The sequence below is a fragment of the Stenotrophomonas sp. PE591 genome, from assembly GCF_018320795.1.
Classification (GTDB): domain Bacteria; phylum Pseudomonadota; class Gammaproteobacteria; order Xanthomonadales; family Xanthomonadaceae; genus Stenotrophomonas; species Stenotrophomonas maltophilia.
This window is the reverse complement of the sequence record NZ_JAAOKO010000006.1, coordinates 181,954-197,527: the sequence shown is the minus strand read 5'-3', so window position 1 is coordinate 197,527 and position 15,574 is coordinate 181,954. Positions and strand designations below refer to the sequence as shown.

12 protein-coding genes are annotated in these 15,574 nt (G+C 67.4%); 6 read left to right on the top strand and 6 right to left on the bottom strand.

The window, feature by feature from the left end; genetic code table 11:
* Positions 1-108: 108 nt before the first annotated feature.
* On the top strand, positions 109-2,031 hold the full coding sequence (gene dnaK / locus JLDANKMP_RS15685) for a molecular chaperone DnaK (protein WP_005409241.1): 1,923 nt from the start codon (positions 109-111) through the stop codon (positions 2,029-2,031).
* Positions 2,032-2,185: 154 nt separating this feature from the next.
* The gene (gene dnaJ, locus JLDANKMP_RS15680) at positions 2,186-3,310 is read left to right on the top strand and encodes a molecular chaperone DnaJ (protein WP_005409242.1); all 1,125 of its coding nucleotides are present in this window, start codon (positions 2,186-2,188) and stop codon (positions 3,308-3,310) included.
* A gap of 60 nt (positions 3,311-3,370) precedes the next feature.
* Here the strand turns inward: dnaJ and JLDANKMP_RS15675 are convergent, their stop codons facing one another.
* A complete protein-coding gene (locus JLDANKMP_RS15675; protein ID WP_043035461.1) occupies positions 3,371-4,168 on the bottom strand; it encodes a helix-turn-helix transcriptional regulator in 798 nt (265 codons plus the stop codon).
* A 72-nt stretch (positions 4,169-4,240) separates the two neighbouring features.
* Here JLDANKMP_RS15675 and JLDANKMP_RS15670 point away from each other — a divergent pair, with 72 nt between their 5' ends.
* The 3 genes from JLDANKMP_RS15670 to JLDANKMP_RS15660 all read left to right on the top strand — a co-directional run bounded on the left by JLDANKMP_RS15670 (position 4,241) and on the right by JLDANKMP_RS15660 (position 8,048).
* Positions 4,241-5,440, top strand: coding sequence for an MFS transporter (locus JLDANKMP_RS15670; protein WP_032966631.1), 1,200 nt, complete (start codon positions 4,241-4,243; stop codon positions 5,438-5,440).
* Between the two features lie 569 nt (positions 5,441-6,009).
* On the top strand, positions 6,010-6,918 hold the full coding sequence (gene pdxY / locus JLDANKMP_RS15665; RefSeq protein WP_212561601.1) for a pyridoxal kinase: 909 nt from the start codon (positions 6,010-6,012) through the stop codon (positions 6,916-6,918).
* Positions 6,915-8,048: a prephenate dehydrogenase gene (locus JLDANKMP_RS15660; protein WP_212561600.1), complete on the top strand. Its 1,134-nt coding sequence runs from the start codon at positions 6,915-6,917 to the stop codon at positions 8,046-8,048. The genes pdxY and JLDANKMP_RS15660 overlap by 4 nt, the downstream gene beginning before the upstream one ends.
* Positions 8,049-8,278: 230 nt before the next feature.
* Here the strand turns inward: JLDANKMP_RS15660 and JLDANKMP_RS15655 are convergent, their stop codons facing one another.
* The 5 genes from JLDANKMP_RS15655 to JLDANKMP_RS15635 all read right to left on the bottom strand — a co-directional run bounded on the left by JLDANKMP_RS15655 (position 8,279) and on the right by JLDANKMP_RS15635 (position 12,465).
* Positions 8,279-8,473 carry a hypothetical protein gene (locus JLDANKMP_RS15655; protein ID WP_212561599.1) on the bottom strand — a complete coding sequence of 65 codons (195 nt, stop codon included), beginning with the start codon at positions 8,471-8,473 and terminating at the stop codon, positions 8,279-8,281.
* Positions 8,474-8,543: 70 nt separating this feature from the next.
* Complete coding sequence (locus JLDANKMP_RS15650; protein WP_212561598.1) at positions 8,544-10,316, bottom strand: ABC transporter transmembrane domain-containing protein; 1,773 nt, start codon at positions 10,314-10,316, stop codon at positions 8,544-8,546.
* A complete protein-coding gene (locus JLDANKMP_RS15645; RefSeq protein ID WP_024958288.1) occupies positions 10,309-10,905 on the bottom strand; it encodes a YigZ family protein in 597 nt (198 codons plus the stop codon). The genes JLDANKMP_RS15650 and JLDANKMP_RS15645 overlap by 8 nt, the downstream gene beginning before the upstream one ends.
* 40 nt (positions 10,906-10,945) lie before the next feature.
* Positions 10,946-11,950, bottom strand: coding sequence for a hypothetical protein (locus tag JLDANKMP_RS15640; protein ID WP_212561597.1), 1,005 nt, complete (start codon positions 11,948-11,950; stop codon positions 10,946-10,948).
* Positions 11,947-12,465 carry an RNA polymerase sigma factor gene (locus JLDANKMP_RS15635; RefSeq protein WP_229295586.1) on the bottom strand — a complete coding sequence of 173 codons (519 nt, stop codon included), beginning with the start codon at positions 12,463-12,465 and terminating at the stop codon, positions 11,947-11,949. Before JLDANKMP_RS15635 ends, JLDANKMP_RS15640 begins: the two co-directional genes overlap by 4 nt.
* A 292-nt stretch (positions 12,466-12,757) precedes the next feature.
* Here JLDANKMP_RS15635 and JLDANKMP_RS15630 point away from each other — a divergent pair, with 292 nt between their 5' ends.
* Positions 12,758-15,556 carry an EAL domain-containing protein gene (locus tag JLDANKMP_RS15630; protein WP_343237747.1) on the top strand — a complete coding sequence of 933 codons (2,799 nt, stop codon included), beginning with the start codon at positions 12,758-12,760 and terminating at the stop codon, positions 15,554-15,556.
* The last annotated feature ends 18 nt before the right edge of the window (positions 15,557-15,574 follow it).

The following is a 15,574-nucleotide window of genomic DNA, read 5'->3' as shown; positions in this document are numbered from 1 at the left end:
AGCGTTCGGGAGATGGCTTGAATGTTCCACGAGCCTCCCCCACATCGTATTCATCCACCGGCCGAACGGCCGGACTGACACCAACAAGTATCCTCAGGAGTCTCCCCCATGGGCAAGATCATTGGTATCGACCTCGGCACCACCAACTCGTGCGTGGCGATCATGGACGGCGGCAAGGCCCGCGTCATCGAGAATTCGGAAGGCGATCGCACCACTCCGTCGATCGTCGCCTACACCAAGGACGGCGAAGTCCTGGTCGGTGCCTCGGCCAAGCGCCAGGCCGTGACCAACCCGAAGAACACCTTCTACGCGGTGAAGCGCCTGATCGGCCGCAAGTTCACCGACGCCGAAGTGCAGAAGGACATCGCGCACGTCCCGTACAGCATCCTGGCCCATGACAATGGCGACGCCTGGGTGGCCACCAGCGACGGCAAGAAGATGGCTCCGCAGGAAATCTCGGCCAAGGTGCTGGAAAAGATGAAGAAGACCGCCGAGGACTTCCTCGGTGAGAAGGTCACCGAAGCGGTCATCACCGTGCCGGCCTACTTCAACGACAGCCAGCGCCAGGCAACCAAGGACGCCGGCCGCATCGCCGGCCTGGACGTCAAGCGCATCATCAACGAGCCGACCGCGGCCGCGCTGGCCTATGGCCTGGACAAGGGCGACAACAAGGATCGCAAGATCGTGGTGTACGACCTGGGCGGCGGCACCTTCGACGTCTCGGTGATCGAGATCGCCAACGTCGACGGTGAAAAGCAGTTCGAAGTGCTGGCCACCAACGGCGACACGTTCCTGGGTGGCGAAGACTTCGACAACCGCGTCATCGAGTACCTGGTTGAAGAGTTCAACAAGGACCAGGGCATCGACCTGCGCAAGGATCCGCTGGCCCTGCAGCGCCTGAAGGATGCTGCCGAGCGCGCCAAGATCGAGCTGTCCAGCGCCCAGCAGACCGAAGTGAACCTGCCGTACGTCACCGCTGACGCGTCGGGTCCGAAGCACCTGAACATCAAGCTGACCCGCGCCAAGCTGGAAGCCCTGGTGGACGACCTGATCAAGAAGTCGATCGAGCCGTGCCGCGTCGCCCTGAACGATGCCGGCCTGCGTTCGAGCGACATCAGCGAAGTGATCCTGGTCGGCGGCCAGACCCGCATGCCGAAGGTGCAGCAGGCGGTGACCGAGTTCTTCGGCAAGGAACCGCGCAAGGACGTCAACCCGGACGAAGCCGTGGCACTGGGTGCGGCGATCCAGGGCGGCGTGCTCGGCGGCGACGTCAAGGACGTGCTGCTGCTGGACGTGACCCCGCTGTCGCTGGGCATCGAGACCATGGGCGGCGTGTTCACCAAGATCATCGAGAAGAACACCACCATCCCGACCAAGGCCTCGCAGGTGTTCTCCACCGCCGAGGACAACCAGTCGGCCGTGACCGTGCACGTGCTGCAGGGTGAGCGCGAACAGGCCCGCTTCAACAAGTCGCTGGCCAAGTTCGACCTGTCCGGCATCGAGCCGGCCCCGCGTGGCCTGCCGCAGGTGGAAGTGTCCTTCGACATCGACGCCAACGGCATCCTGCACGTGTCGGCCAAGGACAAGAAGACCAACAAGGAACAGAAGGTCGAGATCAAGGCCGGTTCGGGCCTGTCCGAGGAAGAGATCGCACGCATGGTCGCCGACGCGGAAGCCAACCGCGAAGAAGACAAGAAGTTCCAGGAACTGGTGCAGGCCCGCAACCAGGCCGACGCCCTGATCCACGGCACCCGCAGCGCCATCACCGAGCACGGCAGCAAGGTCGGTGGCGATGTCATCGGCAAGGTCGAGGCGGCCCTGGCCGACCTGGAAACCGCGATGAAGGGTGACGACAAGGCACAGATCGAAGCCAAGTCGAAGGCGCTGGAAGAAGCTGGCCAGTCGCTGTTCGCCGCTGCTTCGGCCGACCAGGGCGGTGCCCCGGGTGCCGACGCCGGCAATGCCGGCAAGGCGCAGGACGACGTGGTCGACGCCGAGTTCACCGAAGTCAAGGACGACAAGAAGTCCTGATCCGGACCGACACGGGACGCTGGCCACCAGCGTCCCGTTGTCGCATCAGGGTCCTGACCGCCCACCGGCGTGTCGGGGCGCCCGACGCAAGAGCGGACCTGGTTCCGCTCTTCCGCTTTGACGAATCCCGACTTTCCGGAACCAGATCCACGATATGAGCAAGCGCGATTATTACGAAGTGCTGGGCGTTGCCCGCACCGCCACCGACGACGAGCTGAAGAAGGCGTACCGTCGCTGCGCGATGAAGTTCCACCCGGACCGCAACCCGGGTGATGCGGCGGCCGAAGCCTCCTTCAAGGAGTGCAAGGAAGCCTACGAAGTGCTGTCCGACGGCAACAAGCGCCGCATGTACGACAGCCATGGCCACGCGGCGTTCGAGCACGGCATGGGCGGCGGCGGGCCGGGCGGCCCGGACATGAACGATATCTTCGGCGATATCTTCGGCAACATCTTTGGCGGCGGTGGCGGTGGTCCGCGCCAGGCGCGTCGCGGCGCCGATATCGGCTACGTGATGGAGCTGGACCTGGAAGAAGCCGTGCGCGGCGTCGAGCGCCGCATCGAGATTCCGACCCTGGCCGAGTGCGGCGACTGCGATGGCAGTGGCTCGGAAGACGGCAAGGTCGAAACCTGCAATGTGTGCCATGGCCGCGGCCAGGTGCGCATCCAGCGCGGCATCTTCGCCATGCAGCAGGCGTGCCACAACTGCGGCGGCCGTGGCCAGATCATCGCCAAGCCCTGCAAGACCTGCCACGGCAACGGCCGTGTCGAGGAAGACAAGGTGCTGTCGGTGAAGGTGCCGGCCGGCGTCGATACCGGCGACCGCATCCGCCTGCAGGGCGAGGGCGAAGCCGGTCCGGCCGGTACGCCACCGGGCGACCTGTACGTGGAAGTGCGCGTGCGCGAGCATGCGATCTTCCAGCGCGATGGCGACGACCTGCACTGCGAAGTGCCGATCCGCATCTCGCAGGCGGCACTGGGTGACACCGTGCGCGTGGCGACCCTCGGCGGCGAAGCGGAGATCCGCATTCCGGCCGAGACCCAGACCGGCAAGCTGTTCCGCCTGCGCGGCAAGGGCGTGCGTTCGGTGCGCAGCCGCAGCGAGGGCGACCTGTACTGCCGCGTGGTGGTGGAGACTCCGGTCAACCTCACCCCTGAGCAGCGCAAGCTGCTGGAACAGTTCGAAGCCACCTTCGTCGGCGAGGAAGCACGCAAGCATTCGCCGAAGTCGGCCACCTTCATGGATGGCGTGAAGGGCTTCTGGGACCGGATGACGTCCTGAGTCTTTCAACCGAAGCGTTGAGCGGCAGCGCCGGGCCATGCCCGGCGTTTTCGTTTGCGATCAGCGGAAAAACGCCGCCGGCGTCTGCCCCAGCTGGCGCTTGAACATGCTGGTGAACGCGCTGGGGCTGTCGTAGCCCATCGCCAGCGCGACATCGATGACCTTGTCGCCGACCGCCAGCCGCTCCAATGCGGCCAGCAGTCGCGCCTGCTGTCGCCACTGGCCGAAGGTCATGCCCAGCTCGTGGGCGAAGTGGCGCTGGATGGTTTTCACGTCCACTTCCAGCGCCTGTGCCCAGTCCTGCAGCGTGGCGTCGTCGCCGGGGTGCTTCTGGATGTGCTGGCAGATCCGCTGCAGGCGCGGGTCGGTGGGCGAGGGCAGGTGCAGCGGCAGTACGTCCATGCGATGCAGTTCGTCCAGCAGCAGGCGCACCACGCGGCCATCGCGGCTGTCTTCGATGTGCTCGCCCTTGATCAGGGTGGCTGCCTGCAGCAGTTCGCGCAGCAGCGGTGCCACCTGTACCGCGAACGGTTCGGCCGGCAACTGCGGGGCGAACGACGGATCGATGTACAGGCTGCGCATGTGCACGGCGGCAATGCAGTCCACCGCGTGCACCATGCCCGCCGGCATCCAGATCGCACGGGTGGAGGGCACGACCCAGCGACCGACTTCCGAGCGCACCACCATCAGCCCCGAGATGGCATAGACCAGCTGGTGGCGCTGGTGCTTGTGGCCTGCGATATGGGTGCCTGCCGGGTACTGGGTAACCCGGTAGGTGACCGGGCGATGCAGTGGCACATCACGCCACGGCGCAGCCGGGTCGACATCGCCGGCAATGTCCTTTTTGCGATAGGCCATGACCCGAACGCGGCAGAAGGGAGGGGAGGGCAACCGTAGCATGCGTGGCTCGCCCCCAACCTGACTGCGTCCATGTCCGCCTTGGCTTCTCCCGCAACGACCTCACGTCCGGTGGCTCCCGGTGTGCTGGCAGCTATTTCCACCTCGCATGTCGTCAACGACATGATGCAGTCGCTGATCCTGGCCATCTATCCAGTGATCAAGGGCGGCTTCAACCTGAGCTTCACCCAGATCGGCCTGATCACGCTGACCTACCAGCTGACCGCTTCGATCTTCCAGCCACTGGTTGGCGCCGCCACCGACCGTCGCCCGGCGCCGTACTCGCTGCCGATCGGCATGGCCTCGACCCTGTGCGGCATGCTGCTGCTCGGCTTCGCGCCGAACTATGCGGTGGTGCTGATGGCTGCGGCGATGGTCGGCATTGGTTCGGCCATTTTCCATCCGGAAGCATCGCGCATTGCGCGGCTGGCCTCGGGTGGCCGCCATGGCTTCGCGCAGTCGGTGTTCCAGGTGGGTGGCAATTTCGGTACCGCGCTCGGTCCACTGATTGCTGCAGCCGTGATCGTGCCGCATGGCCAGCATGCCGCGTCGTGGTTTGCCGGCGCCGCGCTGATCGGCATTGCACTGCTGACCTATGTCGGCCGCTGGTACGCGCTGCACCTGGGCACCCCGCGCCCGGCCAGCACCGCCTCGATGGCGCCGCGCCATCCCCCGCGCACCGTGGCCAAGGTGCTGGCGATCCTGCTGGTGCTGATCTTCAGCAAATACTTCTACATGGCCAGCATCGGCAGCTACTTCACCTTCTACCTGATCCACCACTTCGGCATTCCGGTGGCACAGGCGCAGCTGCACCTGTTCGCGTTCCTGGTGGCGTCGGCCGCCGGTGGTTTCCTCGGCGGTCCGCTGGGCGATCGCATCGGCCGCAAGCCGATCATCTGGACCTCGATCCTGGGCGTTGCGCCGTTCGCACTGATGCTGCCGCATGCCGATCTGTTCTGGACCACGGTGCTGGCGGTGCTGATCGGTTTCGTGTTGTCGTCGGCGTTCTCGGCGATTGTGGTGTACGCACAGGAAATGATGCCGCATCGCATCGGCATGGTGTCCGGCCTGTTCTTCGGCTTCGCCTTCGGGATGGGCGGGCTGGGTGCTGCCGTGCTCGGCCTGCTGGCGGACAAGACCAGCATCGAGTACGTCTACCAGTTGACTGCGTTCCTGCCGCTGCTCGGCATCGTGGCGGCGTGGCTGCCGCCGTCGCGGCCTGCTGTTCACTGAGGGGTGCTTCTTTTTGCAGGGCTGCGCCCTGCACCCGCAGAGGCAACGGCAAAAGCCAAAGCGCGCTATCCGTGGGTTGGCGGGGTGGGGTCGGTTGAGGGGGACACTGCAAGTACGTCCATGTAGCTCGGTCGCGCCGTTTTCCGCGATCTGTCGGAACAGCGTTCTGCTTTGGTGGGTGCCGACCGTTGGTCGGCACGGGGTCGGATATCGATATTTGACAGACGTGTCGATCAACGGACGACACCTACCAACAGCCGCAGTTGCCAGTAGAGCCACGCCATGCGTGGACGAATTCATTCGGTATCCGACAGATGTGCCGACCAACGGTCGGCACCCACCAGCAGCTGTCGGCCAACTGTCGAAGGCGGGGCGGTGTCGGCGTGCGGGGTGTCAGCGGCATGGATGCCGCTGCCAAGCCTACAAGGACGTACTTGCGGCGTCCCCGCACGCCGACACCGCCCCGCCATCCCACGGATAGCCCGCTCTGGCTTTTGATGTTGACGTTGATTCTGCAGGTGCAGGGCTGCAAGCCCTGCCGAAAACCCCCTTGAGCGTAGAATGCGGCCATGAGCGAATCCCTTGATAACCACCTGGTCCACGGCCGCCGCCAGCGGCCCGACGGCCCGTCGCCGATCGATGTCATCTCGGTCCAGTCGCAACTTGTCTACGGCCACGCCGGCAACAGCGCCGCCGTGCCGCCGATGCGCGCTCTCGGCGTGCGCGTAGCAGAAATTCCGACCGTGTTGCTCAGCAACGCGCCGTTCTACGACACCACGCGCGGTCGCGTGCTGCCCGCCGACTGGTTCGCCGACCTGCTGCTGGGCACCCACGAGCGCGGCCTGCCGCAGCGGGCGAAGATGCTGGTGTCCGGCTACTTCGGCAGCACCGCCAACGGTGCGGCCTTCGCCGACTGGCTGGATGACATCCTGCCGGCCTGCCCGCAGCTGCGTTACTGCCTGGATCCGGTGATTGGTGATACCCACACCGGCCCCTACGTGGAACCGGGCCTGGAAGCGATCTTCGCCGAGCGCCTGCTGCCGCATGCCTGGCTGGTGACCCCGAACGCCTTTGAACTCAATCGCCTCACCGGCATGCCGGCGCTCGCCGAGGCCGATGCCATCGCCGCCGCACGCACGCTGCTGGATCGTGGCCCGCACTGGGTGATCGCGCACAGCGTGGGCGGCACCCCGGGTGAACTGGTGACCCTGGCTGTCGGCCGCGAGGAGACCTGGCGCTGGACCTCGCCCCTGCTGCCGGTGGACGTGGCTGGTACGGGTGATGTGCTGATGTCGCTGGTGGTGTCGTTCCTGCTGCGCGGCGAATCGATGCAGCAGGCGATCTCGCGTGCGATTGCCGGCACCCACGCGGCCCTGGAGGCGACCCTGGACAACGGCTTCGAAGAATTCGACGTGATCGCTGCAGCGCCTGCCGCGTTGGCCGAGGGGACGCGCTTCCGCGCCGAGCGCGTGGTATGAGCGGCCTGCTCGAACGCACGCCGCGCACGCCGCGCACGGTCGGCATCGTCGGCAGTGCCGGCGCCTACGGGCGCTGGCTGACCCGCTTCTTCCAGCAGCACATGCAGCTGCGGGTAATCGGCCATGATCCGGCTGATCCGGGCTCGCATACGTCGGAACAGCTGCTCGCGCAGGCCGACGTGCTGGTGTTCTCGGCGCCGATCCGGCATACGCCGGCGTTGATCGCCGAGTACGTGCGGCAGTCGGCCGGCCGCGAGCAGGACCGCCTGTGGCTGGATGTGACCTCGGTGAAGGAGGCGCCGGTGCAGGCGATGCTGGCCTCGCAGGCCGAGGTGGTCGGGCTGCACCCGATGACCGCGCCACCGAAAGCGCCGACCCTGAAGGGTCGGGTGATGGTGGTCTGCGAAGCGCGGCTGCGGCACTGGCAGCCATGGGTCGATTCGCTGTGCACGGCGCTGCAGGCTGAGTGCGTGCGGGCCACGCCGCAGCATCACGACCAGATGATGGCGCTGGTACAGGCGATGGTGCATGCCACCCACCTGGCCCAGGCCGGCGTGCTGCGCCAGTACCAGCCGCAGCTGGGCGACCTGGCCGCGATGATGCCGTACCGGTCGGCATCGTTCGAACTGGATACGGCGATCATCTCGCGCATCCTGTCGCTGAACCCCGCGATCTACGAGGACATCCAGTTCGGCAATCCGTACGTGGCGCCAATGCTGGAGCGCTTGGTCGGCCAGCTGCAGGCCCTGCAGGCCCAGGTCGGGCAGGGCGACGACACTGCACGCGATGCATTCCGTGAGGGGCTGCTGTCGGCCAACCGCAGTGCCTTCGGCGAGCAGGCACTGGCCGCGGGCAACTACACCTTTGAACGCGTGGGCTATCTGCTGGCTGACCTGACCGAGCGCAATGCGTTGTCGGTGCACCTGCCGGAAGACCGGCCGGGCTCACTGCGTGAGCTGCTGAATGTGTTCGAGCAGCACCGCATCAGCCTGGCCTCGATCCATTCCTCGCGCACGCCTGGCGGCGAAGTGCATTTCCGGATCGGGTTCGTGGCCGGCAGCGATCCGGGGGCGATCAGTCGCGCGGCCGCCGAAGTGGACGCCAGCGGCATCGGGCGGGTGCTGGGCTGAGCACATTCATCCACAGGCGGTGTGGATGGTTTCTGAGCAAAGGTGTGGATAACCTCGCTCAGCCCTTGGTAGTAAAGGCTGTCAAGATGCTTGGTCAAAAATTGATCACGCTTTTTGTAGGGTCGAGTCATGCTCGACCGCCTTTGGCAAAAAGCGTGTCGACCAAGGTCGACACCCACCAGAGCGGAGCGGTACGAAATCCGGTGGCGCCGGGCCATGCCCGGCAAACCTCAGATCGTCAGCCTCAGCTCACCGCCACTGGTGGTGAACTCGCGGCCGTCGCGTACCAGCGGCCGTCCATCATCCAGCTCGTAGCGTGGCGTGGCTTCGGAATGGCGCCCGCTGCCATTCGCCTCGGGCTTGAACTCGATGATGATGTGGCTTTCGCCGTTGCTGTCGACGGCGGGGAACTGACGGAACGACATCGTGCACCTCCTTCAGCGGATGCTGCTGTTGCGCGGCCAGCTTGGCCGCGCCGATGTTAGGCGGACGTCATCAATCGATGAACTGCAGGCTTGCAAGTTCAGCGTACAGTCCGCCTTCGGCCAGCAGCTGCGCGTGCGTGCCCTCGGCGACGATGCGGCCCTGGTCCATCACCACGATGCGGTCGGCCTTGAGCACGGTGGCCAGGCGGTGGGCAATGACCAGCGTGGTGCGGCCCGCCATCAGCCGCTCCAGCGCCTGCTGCACGCTGTGCTCGCTCTGCGCGTCCAACGCGCTGGTGGCTTCGTCCAGCAGCAGGATCGGCGCATCCTTCAGCAGTGCGCGGGCAATCGCCACACGCTGCTGCTGGCCACCGGACAGGCGGGCGCCGCGCTCGCCCAGCTCACTGTCATAGCCCTGCGGCAACGCGCGCAGGAATCCGTCCGCCTCGGCGGCGCGTGCGGCATCTTCCACCTCGCTGTCGCTGGCCTGCAGGCGGCCATAGCGGATGTTGTCGCGCGCGCTGGCGGCAAACAGCGTCGGCTGCTGCGGAACCAGCGCCAGCTGTCCGCGCAGTTCGGCCGGGTCGACCTGGCGCACGTCGATGCCATCCACGCAGATGCGGCCACTGGCCGGATCGTGGAAGCGCAGCAGCATCGACAGCACCGTGCTCTTGCCTGCGCCTGACGGGCCAACCAGGGCCACGGTCTCGCCCGGGCGCACGTGCAGGTTGAAATGGTCCAGCGCCGCCTGGTCTGGCCGCTGCGGGTAATGGAACACCACGTCGTCGAACCGGATCTCGCCCCGCAGCGGCTGCGGCAGCACGTGCGGCTGCGCCGGCGCGCGGATCTCGATGTCTTCCTGCAGCAGTTCGCCGATGCGGCCCATGCCGCCGGCCGCGCGCTGCAGTTCGTTCCAGACTTCGGCCAGCGCACCGACCGAGCCACCACCGATCAGCGCGTACAGCACGAACTGGCCAAGGGTGCCTGCGCTGAGGCGGCCGTCGATGACATCGTGCGCGCCCAGCCACAGCACGCCGACGATGGCGCCGAACACCAGCAGGATGGCGCTGGCGGTGACCAGCGACTGCGCACCGATGCGGCGGCGGGCGGCGTTGATGGCATCGCCCAGTGCATGGTCGAAGCGGCCGCGCTCGTAGGGTTCGCGTGCATGCGCCTGTACCGTCCTTACGGCGCCCAGGGTCTCGCTGGCCAGGCTGTTCGCATCGGCGATGCGGTCCTGGCTGCTGCGCGCGACGGTGCGCAGCTTGCGCGCACCGATGATGATCGGCAGTACCGCAAGCGGAATGCCCAGCAGCGACCACGCCGCCAGCCGCGGGCTGGTGACGAACAGCATCGCCAGGCTGCCGACCACCGTGACGCTGCTGCGCAATGCCACCGACATGGTCGAGCCGACCACGCTGCGCAGCAGCTCACTGTCGGCGGTCAGGCGCGAGACCAGCTCACCGCTGCGGCTGCGGTCATGGAAGCCGGCACCGAGCTGGATGAGGTGTGCGTAGAGGCGGCTGCGCAGGTCAGCCACGACCTTTTCGCCCAGCAGCGACACGAAGTAGAAGCGCGCGGCCGTGGCCAGGGCCAGCACCACGGCCACCAGCATCAGCAGGGCGAAGGCACGGTTGATCTGGCCGCCGCTGCTGAAGCCATGGTCGATCATCTGCTTGACCGCCGGCGGCAGGCTCAGCGTGGCCGCCGAAGACACCGCCAGGGCCATCAGCCAGGCGGTGAACAGGCCACTGTGGCGGCGCACGAACGGCCATAGCGTGCGCAGGCTGCCAAGGCGGCGCAGCGGCGGGGGCGAGGCGGGGGCGCCGTCCTTGTCAGTCATCCTGGTGGTCGTCTTCTATGCGGATACGGTCACGAGTGGCGTCGCGCAGGCGGATTTTCAATGCGTCGACCTGATCGGCCGGCAATTCGACCCGCAGGCACACCCCGTTCGCGTCGAACTGTTCATCGCGCTTCTCCGCGCCGAATGCCGGCAGGGCCGCATGCAGGGTGCCCAGGTCTTCGAAGCCGGCCTGCAGCTGCAGCCGTGCCATGGCGACCAGCGCCAGCCGCGGCGCGGTGCGCAGGCATTCTGCGGCGGCGCCGCCGTACGCCCGGACCAGGCCGCCGGCGCCGAGCTTGATGCCACCGAACCAGCGCGTCACCACCACCATCACCCGGTCGAAGCCCTGCCCGTCGATCGCGGCCAGGATCGGCCGCCCGGCGGTGCCTGCCGGCTCGCCATCATCGCTGGAGCGGTAGTCCTGGCCATGCCGGTAGGCCCAGCAGTTGTGCGTGGCGTCGGCCACGGCAACCTGTTGCAGGAACGCCAGCGCTGCGGGGGCGCCGTCGATCGGCGCGGCATGGGCGATGAAACGGCTGTGTTTGACTTCCAGCGTGTGGCTGACGGGCTGGGCGAGGGTATCGAGCATTCCCGCCATTCTACGGTGTTGCCGGGTACCCCCGCCCGTTTCAGTCGTGCAGCAGCGGGCGCAGGTCGCGCGGCAGGCGCGCTTCCGGATACTGCTGGATGTAGCGTTCCAGGCTGGCGCGGGCGAGGTCGCGCTGGTCCTGGTCACGGCGCTCGCGGATTTTCTGCAGCCACTGCCGGCGTGGCAGGCGCGCGTCGGCGTCCACCTCGGCCTGCACGGTATCCGCGCTCAGGCCCGCATCGCTGCCGCGGCGCATGATGCCCGGAGCCGAACGGCTGGGAGCCTCACGCTTCATCGAGGTGATCTCCACCCGATCCAGCGCCTCCGCCCGCTCGACCTCGGCGGCATTGGCTGCTGGTGCCGGTGCAGGTGCCGCGGCCGTGCGTGCTTTCAGTGCCCCGGACGCTGCCGGCGCGAATGCCGGTGCCGGTGCCGAGTAGGCGGCGGGTGCCGGTGGCGCAGGCGGCGCTGCTGCCGTCGGCGCTGGCGGGAGGGCCGCAAAGGAGGTATCGGCGGCCGCATCCGCAGCCATCGATCGTGCAGCCTGGGCCGGCGCTTCAGCGGTTAAGGCCGGCGCCGGCTCGGGCGCGCGTGCGATGGCCGGTGCCGGGGCAGCGGCAACAGGGGCGGCCTCGGGTGCTGCGGGCGCAGCGCTTGGTTGGGCGGCCGCCACAGCGCTGTCGGCTGCACTGCGGTCAGCGGCCTGATCGGCAGCCGCAACGTCTTCTGCCGCTGCCGGTGCCGCAGCAACAGCGGCCTCACCGGCCGGAACCGGCGGCGGTTCCGGACGCAGCTGCCAGGCGACGCCGATGGCAAACACCATCGAGGCGGCGATGCCGAACACCGCCGGCCAACGCGGACGTGTGCGCTGCGTGCGCGGCGCCTCGGGAGAGGCGACCGCATCGGCGGCCGGCGCGTCCACGGCAGCGCGGGCCGCGGCCAGGATGGCAGCGTCCAGTGCGGCGGGCGGAGCCTGCTCGGCGCGACGGCCGAGCAGCCGGGCCAGCTCGCGTTCTTCCGGCGTCAGCGGTTCGTCTCGGTTCATGCGTTCAATCCCGCACGCAGCTTGTCCATCGCATAGCGCAGCCGCGATTTCACGGTTTCCCGGCCTACGCCGGTGATCTGGCCGATCTCCTCCAGGCTCAGTTCCTGATCCAGCCGCAGTTGCAGCACTTCGCGCTGCTCAGGCGGCAGTTGTTCCATCGCCAGCTGGATGCGGCGACGTTGTTCGAATTCGGAAAGCTCGCCTTCCGGGGTCTGCCCATCCTCGATCGCGGCCAGGCGCAGATCGGCATCGGCCGGGGCAGCCGGGCGGTGGCGGGCGGCGCGCCAATGGTCGTTCAGGCGGTTGTGGGCGATGCGGAACAGCCAGGTGCTGAACGCCGCGTCCGGTTGCCACCCGGCACGGGCGCTGATCACCCGCTGCCAGACGTCCTGGAAGATCTCCTCGGCCAGCGCGGTGTCGCGCAGTTGTCGCAGCAGGAAGCCGAACAGGCGCTTGCGGTGGCGCCCATACAGGCTTTCGAACGCGCGCAGGTCGCCACCGGCCCAGGCCAGCATCAAGGCTTCATCGGTTGGCAGTGCGCTGGCTTCCACGGCGTACAGGGTAAGGCCTGCAGGCGGTGGCGCATAGCCGGTGGCAGGGGCGGGCAGGGCGAGGTTCATGGCATGGAAGCAGCTACGGACAGCACGAAAAACGTACGGGCGCACGATTCGGGGTTTACGGGCTTCCATTGCCCCCCGGGTGGCGCGCTATGCTCGGCGGCTCAGGGGAGGCGACGCACAGACGGCGCCAAGAGATTGTCATTTGTCCACGCATGCTGAATCGGCGGAAGAGCCACTACACGAGGCCGTGTTGAGCACGGCGCTGGTGCGCGCGTTGCATGCGCTTTTGCCGGAAACGGCCGTGGTCCGCGTTGGCTGGGACGACCCGCAGCTGGGGAGTGGCCGAGGGGGCTGGCCCTTGCCTGCGATTGACAGCGCTGCGTCCGTGGAGCCCGCCACCGGCGATGGCCAGCACGGCTGGGAGTATGACGGTGCGCGGCTGCTGCTGTCGGTTGCGGGCGCGGTGCCTTCACCCGCGTGGTGGGGGCTGGCCCGGCAGGCGATGGAGCTGGCGCTGCAGCGCGGCCGCCAGGCCGGCCAGATCAAGGCACTGGAAGAGGCCGAACGGCTGCAGCAGGCCCTGTTCCAGATTGCAGATCTGGCCGGTGCCGACCTGGAAATGCCCGAGATGCTGCGCCACGTGCATGGTGTGCTGGGCACGCTGATGTATGCCGAGAACTGCTACATCGTGGAATACGACGATGTGCGCGACCAGATCCGCTTCCTGTACTTCGCCGATCAGCTCGATGACTTCGTCGCCGATCCCGCGCAGAGCCATGACGCCAGCGAGATGCCGCGCAGCCTGACCGTGGCGCTGTTGCGCCATGGCAAGCCGCTCAGTGGTCCCTCGCGCAGACTGCTGGCGCAGGTGATGGAACAGGAGCACGACCCGCAGCGTGGGCCCGAAAGCCTGGACTGGCTGGGCGTGCCGATGCTGCGCGACGGCCGCGTCTGCGGCGCCATCGTGGTTCAGAGCTATGAACAGGCGGCCCGCTATGGCGAGGCCGAGCGCGCATTGCTGGGCTTCGTTGCGCAGCACGTACAGACCGCGATGGACCGGCGCCAGGCGCAGGTGCGGCTGGAGCAGCAGGTGGCGCGGCGCACCCAGGAACTGCAGCGCGCCAACCGCAGCCTGCAGGATGAGGTGGCCGAGCGTCGCCGTGCCGAACAGTTGCAGATCGCGCTGTACAACATCGCCGAGATGGCGATGTCAGCCGACAGCCTGGACCAGTTCTATGGTCAGGTGCATGGGGTGGTCGGGCGCCTGCTCGACGCACGCAATTTCTACATCGCCCTGGTCAACCCGGCCGGCAACGGCCTGGACTTCGTGTATTCGGTGGACGAGCACAATGCCAGCCGCGCGCCACGGCCGTTCAGCCGGGGCCTGACCGAATACGTGGTGCGCAACCGGCGCCCGCTGCTGGCGTCACGCGCGCAGATCGATGCGCTGCTCGCCAGTGGTGAAGTGCGCGAGTCCGGCGCGCGCTCGCATTGCTGGCTGGGCGTGCCGTTGCTGCGCGACGATGAGGTGGTGGGTGCGATCGTGGTGCAGAGCTACAGCGAGAACAGCACGTTCAGCGTGCACGATCAGCGGCTGCTGACCTTCGTTGCGCAGAACATCGGAACCGGGCTTGCGCGCCAGCGCGACCAGCAGCGGCTGCGTTCGGCACATGCCGAGCTGGAAAAGCGCGTTGAGGAACGCACCCGCGAACTGGCCGAGGTCAACGAAAAGCTGCTTGGGCAGATCGGTGAGCGCCTGCGTGCCGAGCAGCGCCTGACCCACCAGGCCATGCACGATGCGCTGACCGGCCTGCCCAACCGCCTGCACCTGCTGGATCGCCTGCAGGATTCACTGGCGCTGGCCAAGCGTGAGGGCGGACCGGTGTTCGCCGTGCTGTTCCTCGATCTGGACCGCTTCAAGCTGGTCAACGACAGCATCGGCCATGCCGCCGGCGACCGCATGCTGGTGGAAGTGGCCAAGCGCATCGTGTCGATGGCAGGTACCGAAGATGTGGTGGCACGGCTCGGCGGTGATGAGTTTGCTGTTCTGCTGCAGTGCCCGCAGGGCTTGGCGCAGGCACTGGATTTCGGCCAGCGGCTGCTGCTGGCGTTGCAGGAATCGATGTGGATTGCCGGGCGCGAACTGTTTCCGTCCGGCAGCCTGGGCATTGCCCTGTGGAATCCGCGCTACCGCACCGGAGAAGAGCTGCTGCGCGATGCGGATGCGGCCATGTACCGGGCCAAGGCGCAGGGCCATGACCGCTGTGCGATCTTCGACGAGGACATGCGCGAAGAAGCCATGCGCAGCCTGGACCTGGAAGCCGATCTGCGCCGTGCGATCAACAACCGCGATTTCGTACCGTTCTACCAGCCGATCGTGCGCTTGTCCGACGGCGAAGTGGTCGGTCACGAGGCGCTGCTGCGCTGGCAGCATGAGCGCCGTGGCCTGCTGCTGCCCGGCGCGTTCCTGGAGCTGGGTGAAGAGAGCGGCCTGATCGAACAGGTGGACTGGCTGATCTACGAGCAGGTCATCGCGGGGCTGGCACGGGGAGGCGAAGGCTACGTCTCGGTGAACGTATCGCCCCGGCATTTCCGCTCGGCAGAGTTCAGTGATCGCCTGTTCGGCCTGCTCGACAGCTGTGGTGCCGATCCGCGCCGGCTGCGCCTGGAAATCACCGAGGTGGCGTTGCTGGACGACGGCCCGCACACGCTGCGCATCCTGCAGGGCCTGCGCGAGCGCGGCATCCAGGTACAGCTGGACGATTTCGGTACCGGGTTCTCCGCGCTGTCCTACCTGCACCGTTTCCCGATCAGCACGCTGAAGATCGACCAGAGCTTCATCGCCGGCCTGCACGGCCCGGAAGTGCAGAGTACGCGGGCGCTGGTGGAAGGCGTGCTGTCGCTGGCGCGCACGCTGGGCATTGAGACCATCGGCGAAGGCATCGAGACCGACGCGCAGCGGCAGACCCTGCGTGAACTGGGCTGCGACTACGGCCAGGGCTACCTGCTGGGGCGGCCCGCGCCGTGGGCGCACGCGGCGGACTGAGCCACCGCGTGCAGCTGC